The 12,287-nt window shown below is 29.5% G+C and carries 13 protein-coding genes, 1 pseudogene and 1 riboswitch; of the genes and pseudogenes, 13 read left to right on the top strand and 1 reads right to left on the bottom strand.

The features are described 5' to 3' along the window. From AB2369_RS06590 to galU, 5 genes and pseudogenes are all read left to right on the top strand, one after another. Window positions 1-276, top strand: a pseudogene (locus AB2369_RS06590) (transcriptional regulator); the annotation flags it as partial. Between the two features lie 24 nt (window positions 277-300). Next, window positions 301-1,557 (top strand): helix-turn-helix domain-containing protein, encoded by a 1,257-nt coding sequence (locus tag AB2369_RS06585; RefSeq protein WP_367665683.1) that lies wholly within the window; start codon window positions 301-303, stop codon window positions 1,555-1,557. A gap of 210 nt (window positions 1,558-1,767) precedes the next feature. Then, on the top strand, window positions 1,768-2,679 hold the full coding sequence (locus tag AB2369_RS06580) for a tetratricopeptide repeat protein (protein ID WP_367665682.1): 912 nt from the start codon (window positions 1,768-1,770) through the stop codon (window positions 2,677-2,679). A gap of 1 nt (window position 2,680) precedes the next feature. After that, complete coding sequence (gene yfcE, locus AB2369_RS06575) at window positions 2,681-3,226, top strand: phosphodiesterase (protein WP_367665681.1); 546 nt, start codon at window positions 2,681-2,683, stop codon at window positions 3,224-3,226. 46 nt (window positions 3,227-3,272) lie between these two features. Continuing rightward, a complete protein-coding gene (galU, locus tag AB2369_RS06570; RefSeq protein ID WP_367665680.1) occupies window positions 3,273-4,139 on the top strand; it encodes a UTP--glucose-1-phosphate uridylyltransferase GalU in 867 nt (288 codons plus the stop codon). A 41-nt stretch (window positions 4,140-4,180) separates the two neighbouring features. On the opposite strand, the gene AB2369_RS06565 is transcribed toward galU, so the two are convergent. Then, entirely contained in the window at window positions 4,181-4,363 is a 183-nt protein-coding gene (locus AB2369_RS06565; protein ID WP_367665679.1) for an alpha/beta-type small acid-soluble spore protein, read from the bottom strand. 293 nt (window positions 4,364-4,656) lie between these two features. Between AB2369_RS06565 and AB2369_RS06560 the strand changes: the two genes are divergently transcribed. The 8 genes from AB2369_RS06560 to AB2369_RS06525 form a co-directional block, all read left to right on the top strand. Continuing rightward, on the top strand, window positions 4,657-5,241 hold the full coding sequence (locus tag AB2369_RS06560) for an ECF transporter S component (RefSeq protein ID WP_367665678.1): 585 nt from the start codon (window positions 4,657-4,659) through the stop codon (window positions 5,239-5,241). 204 nt (window positions 5,242-5,445) lie between these two features. Then, window positions 5,446-6,108, top strand: a complete 663-nt coding sequence (locus AB2369_RS06555; protein ID WP_367665684.1) for an HD domain-containing protein — start codon at window positions 5,446-5,448, stop codon at window positions 6,106-6,108. A gap of 255 nt (window positions 6,109-6,363) precedes the next feature. Then, entirely contained in the window at window positions 6,364-6,606 is a 243-nt protein-coding gene (locus tag AB2369_RS06550; protein WP_367665677.1) for a hypothetical protein, read from the top strand. A 524-nt stretch (window positions 6,607-7,130) separates the two neighbouring features. Further along, window positions 7,131-8,264, top strand: a complete 1,134-nt coding sequence (locus AB2369_RS06545) for a cysteine desulfurase family protein (protein WP_367665676.1) — start codon at window positions 7,131-7,133, stop codon at window positions 8,262-8,264. Then, window positions 8,261-9,406: a tRNA uracil 4-sulfurtransferase ThiI gene (gene thiI / locus AB2369_RS06540; protein ID WP_367665675.1), complete on the top strand. Its 1,146-nt coding sequence runs from the start codon at window positions 8,261-8,263 to the stop codon at window positions 9,404-9,406. The genes AB2369_RS06545 and thiI overlap by 4 nt, the downstream gene beginning before the upstream one ends. A gap of 326 nt (window positions 9,407-9,732) precedes the next feature. Continuing rightward, window positions 9,733-10,095: a hypothetical protein gene (locus AB2369_RS06535; RefSeq protein ID WP_367665674.1), complete on the top strand. Its 363-nt coding sequence runs from the start codon at window positions 9,733-9,735 to the stop codon at window positions 10,093-10,095. Between the two features lie 72 nt (window positions 10,096-10,167). After that, window positions 10,168-10,272: riboswitch (TPP riboswitch) on the top strand. Between the two features lie 167 nt (window positions 10,273-10,439). Next, a complete protein-coding gene (gene thiC, locus AB2369_RS06530) occupies window positions 10,440-11,753 on the top strand; it encodes a phosphomethylpyrimidine synthase ThiC (protein WP_367665673.1) in 1,314 nt (437 codons plus the stop codon). Between the two features lie 244 nt (window positions 11,754-11,997). After that, a partial coding sequence (locus AB2369_RS06525) for an HNH endonuclease (RefSeq protein WP_367665672.1) occupies window positions 11,998-12,287 on the top strand: 290 nt, incomplete at its 3' end.

The raw sequence follows: 12,287 nt of genomic DNA, 5'->3' as shown, positions 1-12,287 counted from the left end.
GACTCTATACAGGATATAGGTGGACTAGCTTTTATAGACTACTATTTAATAAAGTATAGAGTGGAACTTTTAAAGAATGATACATTAGCAGCAGAGAGCACTCTAATATTAGCATTAAATTATGCTAAAAATATGGATTTCTTAAAGAAAGCTGCTGAAATTTGCATAATGATAGGTAAATTCTATATTGACAACAAGGAAGACATAAAGGCAGCTAAATATCTAAATGATGGAGTGATGTTATTTAAAGACTTAGGTATTTTAAAAGAACTATAATAAAGGTTGTTGGGTGTGATGAATATGGAAATATTATCAACTGGGGAGAAAATTAAAAGAGCTAGAATCTATAAGGGTGCTACTTTAAAAGAAATATGTGGTGATAAAATTTCAGTATCTAAAATGAGCTGTATAGAAAATAATAAGGTAAAACCTGAACAATGGATACTCGAGATGATAGCAGATAAACTTAATTTAGATATTAGCTATTTATTAAAGGATGTTAAGGAACAAATAAAGGATAATATAGAGAACTTTAAGAATCAAGCTATTTCTAAGGATATAGAAGATAAACTTTTTTATAACTTAGATTATGCTATGGAGTATAAACATTATGACTTAGCATTCCATCTAATACATATATTATTTCAAAGCTATCTAGACAATAGGAGTTTTGAGAAGATACAAGTTATAGTATCTAAGTATTATGATGTTTGTCAAAAGAGTGGAAGTATAAACAATTTGATATTATATTTAAAAGATATGGGGAAATATTTCTTTCTTAACAAAGAATATACTCAGGCAGCATCATATTTTGATAACATGATAAGCTTAATAGAAGAAGAAAATATATCTGATAATAATGAAAAGTCTATAGCTATATATAATAAAGCAGTGTGTCATTTTAAACTTAAAGAATTTGATAAAACTTATAGTCTTGTAGATAGATTAAAGGATAATGTTCATTTTGTAGAAGATAAATGGAAGAGGGCTGCCATATACAATTTTATTGGAGATATATTTCTTAAAAGAGGTATAGAAGAAGCTGATGACTTTGAGAAAAAAGCTCATGAGCTTTATGACAATGCAGAGCAAAAGATTTGTGCATTAATAGATTCTTCTTTAATACTCATGGAAGTTGGAAGGGTAGAGCGAAGTTTAATGTATATAAATGATGCCATAGAAATATGCAAAGGCAACTGTGAAGATAAAGTTGTAAGTGTTCTTATTACCTGTGTAGAAAATCTTTTGGAAAAAGGACTTATAGAAGAAGCTCAGAGTAGATGTGATGAAGCTTTGAATTATGCCATTTCTAGTGACGATATTAGGTATATAGAGAGAGCCTATTACTTAAAATCAAAGGTGCTACAGAAAAAAGATAGGTTTATTGAATCAGAAATGTATATGAACTTTTCTTTTGATGCACTTATGAAGTTTGGAAGTAAAAAGGCTATATACGAAAGATACTTAGAGATGGGAAATATGTATTTTAAATTAGGTGAAGCTAGAGAGGCATTAAAATATTTAAATCTTGCTATAAATATGGAGCGAAGGATTTAGATTATTTAATGAAAATAAGGTCAGCATTTAGAAAATTCTAATGTTGACCTTATTTTTATACTATAAGAAATACCTAATAAGATATTTACCATAATTGAAAAATTATCATATATAGGTATAATATAAAGTGAAAATAATTAATACTTGATCTAACCTTCAGGTGGTGAAAAGAACGTTTGTTCTATACTTTAGGTTTTGGAAGGAGGGAGCATGGTAAAAAAACATAAGTATGATGAGCTCCTAGTAAAAGGAAAAAAAGCCTTTGGGGAAAAGAATTTACAAGAGGCGTTAAGCTATTTTTTAAGAGCTTGTTTATACGATAAAGGGAAAAAAGATATTGAATTACTTCTTGATATAGCTCTTATTTACGATGAGATTGAAGATTATAAAAAGTCAGAGGATACATATAATGAGATTTTAAAGCTAGATAATGAAGAAAGTAGGGCATATTATGGCATAGGGGTTTTATATGATAATAGTAAAAACTATAGTAAGGCAATAGAGTATTATAAAAAAGCTGTAAGTATTAATAAAAACTATGATAGAGCTTACTTCTTTATGGCCAATGCCTATGACGAGATAGGAGAGAAAGATAAAGCTATAAAATACTATAAAGAGGTAATAAATATAATTGACTCTGATTTCTGGGCTCATTTAAATTTAAGCAGTATTTATGAAGAGATAGAGGATTATGATAAAGCATTAGTGGAGGCAGATAAAAGTTTAGATATAATTCATGATCATTATATGGCCTTATTTAACAAAGCTGTGATTTTAAGAAAAAAACATAATATAGATAAGGCTATAGAATATTATAAAAAGTCAATTAAAGCAAATCTAGGATATGGATATTCTTTTTTAAACTTAGCAGTTATATATAAGGAAAAACAAGATTATAATAAAGCTATAAAAATTATAAGCCAAGGAATAGTTTATAATCCTTCAATGCCATCCTTATATTATAATAGGGCTTGTTTTTATGCTCTAATGAAAAATAAAGAAAAGTCTTGTAATGATTTAAAAAAAGCCATAGAACTTCTTCCCTGGTTTAAAGAATATGTGAAAAGCGATGAGGAGTTAAAGGATATATGGCCTTTAGTAATAAAACATAAGGAGGGGTAATATGAGTTTATTTTTTATATCAGATATTCATGGGTCTATTTATTATCTTAGAAAAGCGTTAGAGGCTTATGAAAGAGAGAAATGTAATAATATAATCATTTTAGGGGATATACTATACCATGGACCAAGAAATATAATTCCAGAGGGATATAATCCAAAAGAGGTAATAGAGGTTTTAAATACCCTTAAAGATAGAATAATAGCTGTTAAGGGTAATTGCGATAGTGAAGTAGATGAAATGGTTTTAAATTTTCCTATACTTTCAGAATATGGGGTAATATTTTATAATGGAAGAAGAGTATTTATAACTCATGGCCACAAATATAATGAAGATAATCCTATTACCTCTATAGAGGGGGATATAGTTATAAGTGGTCATACCCACCTGCCGAGGGGAGAGAGAATTAAAGGCGTATACTATATAAATCCAGGATCTATTACTTTACCTAAAGAAAATAACAAACATTCCTATGGACTTATTAAAGATGATAGTTTTTTTATTAAGGATTTAGAAGGAAATATTATGAAGACTATAGAATTAAATTAATTAAGAAAACCATTAAATATTAATTGTTTTATTAGGAGGAATAAAAATGAAAGTTAAAAAGGCTATTATTCCTGCAGCGGGACTTGGAACTAGATTTCTTCCAGCTACAAAGGCTCAGCCTAAAGAGATGTTACCAATAGTTGATAAGCCAACAATACAATATATAATAGAGGAAGCTATAGAATCAGGTATAGAGGAAATTTTAATAATAACAGGAAGAAATAAAAAGTGTATAGAAGATCATTTTGATAAGTCTGTGGAACTTGAATACGAACTACAATCTAAGGGGAAAACTGAGCTTTTAGAAGTAGTTAGGGACATAACAGGAATGGTAGATATACATTACATAAGACAGAAAGAGCCAAAAGGACTAGGGCATGCTATATATTGTGCGAAAACCTTTGTAGGAAATGAGCCCTTTGCAGTAATGCTTGGAGATGATATTGTCTATAATGATGGGAAGCCTTGTTTAAAACAACTTATAGACTGTTATGATGAATATAATACTACAATACTGGGGGTTCAAGATGTACCTAAGGAAAATGTAGATAAGTATGGAATAGTAAGTGGAATTCATATAGAAAATAGAGTGTATAAAGTTAAAGATTTAGTAGAAAAACCATCCATAGAGGAATCACCATCTAATGTAGCTATTTTAGGTAGATACATAATAACACCAAAAATATTTGAGATTTTAGAGAATACAAGTCCAGGGAAAAATGGGGAGATACAACTCACAGATGCTCTAAAGACATTGATTTCTGAGGAAGCTATGTATGCTTATAATTTTGAAGGAGAAAGATATGATGTGGGAGATAAGCTAGGATTTCTTCAGGCAACTGTAGAGTTTGCACTAAAGAGGGATGAACTTAGAGAGGATTTCACAGAGTATTTAAAGTCTCTTAAGCTATAACTTAAAGAAGGGAGCATTTTGCTCCCTTTTTATTATTCATACTATTTTAAGCTGTTTTCATAATGTTCTACCATTCTTTTTACCATTTCTCCGCCAACAGATCCACATTGTCTAGAAGATAGGTTTCCGTTATATTCGCTAAATGGTACTCCCATTTCATTTGCTATCTCATTTTTGAATTTAGATAATCCATTTTTTGCTTCTGGTACTAATTTTCTTGCCATAAGAGACTCCTCCTTTAGTTTACATTATTCCTAGTAAAAAAATTTTCTTTACCTAGTAATTATATTTTGTCCTTAGAATTTTAAAATACACTATAAAAAACAAGGTAAATTTTATTGCTAATAGGGAATATAGGAAAATTTTTCTTAAAATAATTAAAGTAGTTGTTGTAATTTCTATAAAAAATGATAAAATATTTTTGTCGGTATTCTTTAAAAAGAAACTGAACATAAAAATAAAATTTTTTTAAATTCAACTCACATCTAGTTTTAGAGTGAGAGTGGGAGGGTATTAAATGAATAATGTATTTGAGGTAAGAAAAACCAAGATGAGAAAGCTGACAGTCATAGGACTTCTTTCAGGAATAACTATGTTTCTTGGGCTATCAGGTTATGGTTTTATACAATTACCAGTGGCAAGACTAACTATAATGCATATTCCGGTTATCATAGGTACCATATTAGAAGGACCTAAAGTTGGAATGGCTATAGGATTTATGTTTGGAGCCTTTAGTGTTTTTCAAAACGCTATAGCACCTAATCTATTATCTTTTGCTCTTATTAATCCATTAGTATCAATACTTCCAAGAATACTTATAGCTTTAACTACATATGTTGTATATAAGGCTGTAAGAATAAAAAATCAGTCTATAAGAGTATCTATAGCTGCTTTAGTTGGATCTATAACTAATACTGTTGGAGTATTAGCAATGATATTGCTTTTATATGTGGACAAGTACGCGGAAGTTCAAAATACTACGGTTGAAGGAGCGAAAAAGTTAGTTTTAAGTGTGGTATATACAAATGGAATTTTAGAGGCAATAGTTGCAGCAATAATTACATCTTCCATTGTACTTGCAGTGAAAAAAATGAGAAAATAAAATTTTTAAGGTATTATGAGCAATCATGATACCTTTTTTACATATTATATTTTTATACCCTTAAACTAAGGATTAATAGAGTAAGCATAAAAAATAAAAAATTCGGTAATTATAAAGTTAAAGGCTTAGGAAGGAGCTTTATTTAGAGAACTACTATTCTAAGCTAAGAAAGCTACTTGATAATCATAAGGTAAGGTGAATTTAATGAATGAAGAGCATAAGAAATTATTTAATGAAATAGAGGAGCATTTACTTAAGGATGAAAAACCTTCTGAGTATTTTAATAGGTTAAGTGATAATGGAAAGTTAAATGAATATCCATTTTCTATGATAGGAGATTTAAAAAAAATCCCTCAAAATCTTAAATATCATCCAGAGGGTAGTGTATTTAATCATTTAATGATGGTTTTAGACGAAGGTGCAAAAAATAAGGAGTTTAGCGGGGATAAAAGAGTGCTCATGTGGGCATTACTCTTACATGATATAGGTAAGACACCAACCACAAAGCTTAGAAAAGGAAGATGGACATCTTATGATCATGACAAGGTTGGAGGAGAAATGGCAGAGGAATTTTTAAGGTATTTTAATGAAGATGAGAATTTTGTGAAAGAGGTATCAGCTTTAGTAACATACCATATGAATCCATTATTTATTGTTAAGAATCTTCCTTTTAGTGATATAGATGGATTAGTTGAAAACACATCTTTATATGAACTTGGACTTCTTTCTTTAAGTGATAGAATGGGAAGAGGGGGAATGAATAGTGATAAGAGAAGGGAAACTTTTGATAGTATAGATGAGTTTTTAACTAAGGTAAGTAAGAAAAAGGAAATAGAAAAACCAGAGCTACCTAAATTTAGAGAGTAGATTTTTAAGTTTTATTAGTAAAGAATTGCAATTAATAAATTTACTCTAATTAATAGTTTATCTTATAAATAGCACATCAGCATATTTAGTTATAATAAATTATCATTACTACAATATATATACATATAATGCTAATGATAGTAAGTAATTAGACTTTAAGCTTATTATATATAAATGTGAATTTTTATGTGTTTAGAAAAAATAATGAAGGAATTTTTATACTTTTAAAGAATTAATGATAATGGGGGTGATGTTATGGTATATAGCTTTAAAGATTTTTGTCAAGATTTAAATAAGGGAAGGGAATTTGATATAAAATACAAAAATAGGATTTATGGAATAAGTTCTACAGATAAAGGGATATGTTTTTTAAGATACGGATATATGGGGAACATTGAATTTTTTAAAGATATTAAAGAATTTGTTGATAAGGCAACATTAAGAGAGGGGTCTTTAGAAAATTTATGGGAGGACATAGAGGTTAAAAACATATTCTAATTTTTAAAATTTAAAATGTAAAGGTATTCATAGTTGCATCTAAATAAAGGTTTAGGTGCTTTTTGTTTTGGGCAGCCACACTAATACGGGCAAGAAGAAATATGTGTACTATATATTACTTAATAAAAGTGTGGCTATGAATTTTATAACATGAACTTCGAAATATGTCAAGGTTATTTGGAAAAACATGGAGAAATAAAGGGTTTTTTATGGAGTTTAAGCTATACTAGAAATATAGTTTAAACTACTATGTGGTTTAAATGAAAAAATAAGCTTAATTGCTGATTCTAAAGTATAGAGTATAAAAATTAATAAGCTAAAGGCTAATAATTTTAAGAAGTTATTTTAACTAGTACAAAGAGTGGGATTAATATAAAAAACTAAAAGTTAAAATAATAGTTAATACATGTAGATTTATTATAGAAATTAAGTATTAATTAATATATAATTACATTGGTACAGATTATGTTATATAATTATATATCTTAGAGAATAATGTTTAACATAGAAAGGGTGATAGCATAATGATTTATTTAGATAATGCTGCCACCACTAAACCTTATGATGAAGTTATAGAGGAAATGTCATATAGTATGAAAAATTACTTTGGTAATCCCTCTTCTCCTCATAAATTAGGTATGATGGCAGAAAAAAAGTTAAATTATAGTAGAGAGTTAGTTGGAAGAGCTATAAATGCTTCAAAGGAAGAAATAATTTTTACCTCTGGTGGTAGTGAGAGTAATAACTTCTTTTTAAGAGGGTTTATAAGAAATGAAGGACATTTAATAACTACTGAAATAGAGCATTCTAGTGTTTTAAAGGCATGTAAAATATTAGAATGCCAAGGAATAAGAGTAACATATTTAAAGGTTAATGATAGAGGCTTGATAGACTTAGAAGAGCTTAAAAATGCTTTAACTAAGGATACATTTCTAGTTAGCATAATCCATGTTAATAATGAAATAGGAAGTATTCAACCTATAGAAGAAATAGGGGAAATAATAAAAAGCCATGGAAGAGCTAAGTTTCATGTGGATGCAACTCAAGGATTCGGTAAGGTACCTATAGATGTTAAAAAATGCAATATAGACTTATTATCAGCTAGTGGACATAAGATTCATGGGCCAAGAGGTGTGGGAATTGCTTATATGAAAAAAGGATTAACTCCGAGTCCATTAATAGCCGGTGGAGGACAAGAACTTGGTCTTAGGGCTGGAACAGAGAATTTACCAGCTATTATGGCATTAGGAAAAGCCACAGAAATAATCACTGGTAATTTAAAAGAAAACTATAAAAAGGTTAGTGAACTAAAGGAATATTTTATAAATAACATAAAGGGCATAGAAGGGTTAAATATAAATAGTCCTTTAAGTGAAGATAATTCTCCTTATATACTAAATTTAAGTTTTAGTGGAGTAAGAGGAGAAGTTTTTCTTCATCTTTTAGAAGATAAAGAGATATATGTATCCACTGCATCAGCTTGTTCATCAAAGGATAAAAAATACTCCCATGTATTAAAAGCTATAGGGCTTTCAGATAGTTTCATAGAAGGAACTCTTAGATTTAGTTTTAGCGAATTTAGTACAAAGGAAGAAGTAGATAAAACCATAGAAGAAATAAAGGTTTCATTAAAGTTTTTAAGGAGAATAAAAAGATGAGAAGATTAATACTAGTAAAATATGCACCAGAGATATTTTTAAAGGGACTAAATAGAAATAAGTTTGAAAAGAAGTTAAGAAAGAATATTGAAAGAGTAATAAAAGATATACCTCATGAATTCATAATAGATCAAGGAAGATGGTTTATTAGTGGAGAAAATTTAGAAGACTTAATAAACCCTATAAAAAAGGTTTTTGGTATAGCAGAAGTATGCATAGTTAGAGAAATTGAAAGTGATTTAGAAGAAATACAAAAAGAAGCTTTAGAGGTTATTAAGGAAGTATCCCCTAAAACATTTAAGGTAGAAACTAATAGAGCAAATAAGACTTTTCCTATGAATTCTATGGAGATAAGTAGAGTTTTAGGAGGGTACATATTAAGTAACACAGAGAACCTATCTGTTGACGTAAAAAAGCCTGAATTTATGCTTAGAGTAGAAATAAGAAATAAGGCTTATATCTATGAAAATAAGATAAAGGCTGTAGGTGGACTTCCTTATGGAATGAATGGAGGAACTATGCTTATGCTATCAGGAGGAATAGATTCACCGGTAGCAGGGTACTTAATGGCTAAAAGAGGGGTAGAGCTTAGTGCAGTATATTATCACTCTCATCCTTATACCAGTGAAAGAGCTAAGGAAAAGGTAAAAGATTTAGCTAAAATTCTATCAGGATACACGGGTAAAGTTAACCTATATGTGGTTCCTTTTACTAATATACAGATGAGTATAATAGAGAACTGTAGAGAAGATGAGCTTACCATAATAATGAGAAGATTTATGATGAGAGTAGCTTGTGCTTTAGCAGATTTAAAGGGAATTCAATCTGTAACTACAGGAGAGAGCATAGGTCAAGTGGCAAGCCAAACTATGGAAGGGTTGGTATGTAGTGACAATTGCTCAGATAGACCGGTATTTAGACCACTAGTTACTATGGATAAGGTTGATATTATGGATGTGGCAAGAGAGATAGGAACTTATGAAACTTCTATATTACCTTATGAAGACTGTTGTACTATCTTTGTACCAAAGCATCCTAAAACTAAACCAAGATTAGAAGAAATGATAAAGAGTGAGTCACCTCTTAACATAGATGAACTTGTAAAAGAAGCTATTGATAACATGGAAACTTATGAGTTATAAAATATAGGATGTGTATTTAAGCACATCCTATATTTATTTAACTAACTATATATTTCATAAAAAATTTATGCTTAAGGTTAGAGGAGTTAATCTAGGGGCGTAGCAACTATTATATCCCACACTTTAAGAGGATGGGGGTGTTACAGCTTCTAGTCATCAGATAAATTTTATTTATCTAAAAATAGCTCATATCATGGATATTAGTACTGTCTATAATTCAAGGGAAGATAATTTTAATTTAAAGTTGGTAGCCATCTGATAAAAATTATTTTTTATCAGTGAATTGTTATGGTAATTTTAAATGGAATTTATATGGAGGTGTTTATATGAGTTTTAGGTTTCCTATAGGATATGATGTATCTTTTTATGAAGGGGATAAAGAACATTTTGGACAAATAGTTGATAGAAGAGAATCAGAGTATAAAAAAATATACACAATACATACTAGTGAAGGCAAAAAGAAACAGTGTAGGGAAGAAGAACTAGAGTTATATTATTTTGATCCAAGCACCATATATGTGGTGGAATTTAGTGATGGGAAGTTTTTAGAGTATGGAGAAAATGGTTCTATAAGAAGAGTTTCTCTTAAAAACTCTGATAAATGGCATGGGGAAGAGGAAGCGAGGAAGCTTTCAGAAATATTAAAAGAAGAAGTAAAATGTAGAACTGTAGAATTAGTTTTAAAATAACATTAATATACAATTAAATGTTTACAAAGTATATTTATAGTTATATAATGAGGGTGTAATTAAAAGTTCATATAGTAAAGCTAGGGGTGCCTTATTTAGGCTGAGAGAAGCAATAAAGTTTTAACCCTTGAACCTGATGTGGATAGTACCACCGTAGGAAAGCATAGATATTATTTAGTATTTAGATAATTATTGCCTTGCCTTTGGCAAGCTTTTTTATTTAAGGAGTATTCTTTGGTATTCATATTAAGTTCATTTAGGTCACCTCTAGCATTAAAAGCTGTAGGTGGCTTTTTATTAATCTCTATAAACTTTTAAAATATAAAAAATATGGGGGATTTAAAATGAATTATACAACACAAATGGATGCTGCTAGAAAAGGCATAGTAACAAGGGAAATGGAAGTGGTGGCAGGCAAGGAGGGGATGGATTTACATATACTTATGAACCTAGTTGCTGAAGGAAAGATAGTTATACCAGCTAATAAGAATCATAAATCCTTAGATCCAAGTGGAGTGGGACAAGGACTTAAAACAAAGATCAATGTAAATTTAGGTATATCTAAAGATGATTATAATTTAGAAAGAGAATTAGAAAAGGTTAATGTGGCTTTAGAGATGAAAGCAGAGGCTATAATGGATCTTTCTAATTATGGAAAAACTGCAGAGTTTAGAAAGAAACTAGTAGAAATATCAGGGGCAATGATCGGAACCGTTCCTATGTATGATGCTGTAGGATTCTATGATAAAGAACTTAAGGATATAACAGTAGATGAATTCTTTAAAGTAGTAGAGAAACATGCAGAGGATGGAGTGGATTTTGTAACTATTCATGCAGGATTAAATAGAGAAACCATAGAAACATTTAAAAGAAACCCAAGACTTACTCACATAGTATCTAGAGGAGGATCTTTATTATTTGCATGGATGGAACTTAATAAAAAAGAAAATCCTTTTTATGAGCATTTTGATAGATTATTAGATATTTGTGAAAAATATGATTTAACCTTAAGTCTCGGAGATGCTTGTAGACCAGGATGTATAAATGATGCTACAGATGCCAGTCAAGTAAAAGAACTTATGGTTCTTGGAGAACTTACTAAAAGAGCTTGGAGAAGGAATGTACAGGTTATAATAGAAGGACCAGGACATATGGCTATTAATGAAATAGAGGCTAACATGATCCTTGAAAAAAGACTCTGTCATGGTGCACCATTTTATGTATTAGGTCCAATAGTTACAGATATAGCACCAGGTTATGATCATATAACTTCAGCTATAGGAGGAGCAATAGCTGCTACTTATGGAGCAGACTTTTTATGTTATGTAACTCCAGCAGAGCATTTAAGACTTCCAAATATTGATGATATGAAGGAAGGAATAATAGCAGCTAAAATAGCAGCCCATGCTGCTGATATTGCAAAGGGAGTAAAAGGAGCAAAGGATTGGGATTATAAAATGAGTAAGGCAAGGCAAAATCTTGACTGGGATAAGATGTTTGATCTTGCTTTAGATAAGGAAAAACCTAAGAGATATAGAGGAGAATCTACCCCTCATCATAAAGATAGCTGTACCATGTGTGGAAAAATGTGTTCTATGAGAAATATGAATAAAATTTTAGAGGGAGGGGACATAAATCTTTTAAGAGACGATGATTAATATTCTTATAAATTAAAGGCTCTGAAGAATTAAAGAATATATTACAAATAATACATTAAAAGAAAGAAAGTTTTAATTATAACTAAATAAGTCATAATTCTATATAAAATACTATGAAGGTCATTAGGTTTTCATAGTATTTTTACATTTAATTAATAAGATATTAATAATGAACCTTTAAAATGGATAAAAACTATGTATATAATATATTTTGACAGAAAAGATTCTAGAAGGAGAGGATTTAGTGATATATTGCCAAATATGTGGAGGAGAAAATGGAGAAGTTCATCATATAATATTTAGAAGTAAAGCAAGTTATTTATCAAATGTAAAGATAAATTTTAAATATTTATGTTCTAAATGTCATAGAGGTAAAAAAGGTCCACATTTTAGCAAAGAGGTCGACTTTAAATTTAAAAGGGAACTTCAAGATCAACTATATAATATATTTAAGGATAAAAGATATTATAAAGAAGAGGAAATAAAATATATATTAGATATAAGTAGTAGTGAAGCCTTAAGAATTCTTAGACC

The organism is Clostridium sp. (assembly GCF_040797585.1).
Classification (GTDB): Bacteria; Bacillota; Clostridia; order Clostridiales; family Clostridiaceae; genus Clostridium_Z.
This window is presented reverse-complemented; position numbering and strand designations above follow the sequence as displayed.

Bases quoted from the DNA above. Each gene is read 5' to 3' on its own strand.
- AB2369_RS06545 (WP_367665676.1), top strand. From the start codon at position 7,131: ATGATTTATTTAGATAATGCTGCCACCACTAAACCTTATGATGAAGTT.
- thiI (WP_367665675.1), top strand. From the start codon at position 8,261: ATGAGAAGATTAATACTAGTAAAATATGCACCAGAGATATTTTTAAAG.
- AB2369_RS06555 (WP_367665684.1), top strand. From the start codon at position 5,446: ATGAATGAAGAGCATAAGAAATTATTTAATGAAATAGAGGAGCATTTA.
- AB2369_RS06550 (WP_367665677.1), top strand. From the start codon at position 6,364: ATGGTATATAGCTTTAAAGATTTTTGTCAAGATTTAAATAAGGGAAGG.
- thiC (WP_367665673.1), top strand. From the start codon at position 10,440: ATGAATTATACAACACAAATGGATGCTGCTAGAAAAGGCATAGTAACA.
- AB2369_RS06535 (WP_367665674.1), top strand. From the start codon at position 9,733: ATGAGTTTTAGGTTTCCTATAGGATATGATGTATCTTTTTATGAAGGG.
- AB2369_RS06560 (WP_367665678.1), top strand. From the start codon at position 4,657: ATGAATAATGTATTTGAGGTAAGAAAAACCAAGATGAGAAAGCTGACA.
- AB2369_RS06565 (WP_367665679.1), bottom strand. From the start codon at position 4,363: ATGGCAAGAAAATTAGTACCAGAAGCAAAAAATGGATTATCTAAATTC.
- galU (WP_367665680.1), top strand. From the start codon at position 3,273: ATGAAAGTTAAAAAGGCTATTATTCCTGCAGCGGGACTTGGAACTAGA.
- yfcE (WP_367665681.1), top strand. From the start codon at position 2,681: ATGAGTTTATTTTTTATATCAGATATTCATGGGTCTATTTATTATCTT.
- AB2369_RS06580 (WP_367665682.1), top strand. From the start codon at position 1,768: ATGGTAAAAAAACATAAGTATGATGAGCTCCTAGTAAAAGGAAAAAAA.
- AB2369_RS06585 (WP_367665683.1), top strand. From the start codon at position 301: ATGGAAATATTATCAACTGGGGAGAAAATTAAAAGAGCTAGAATCTAT.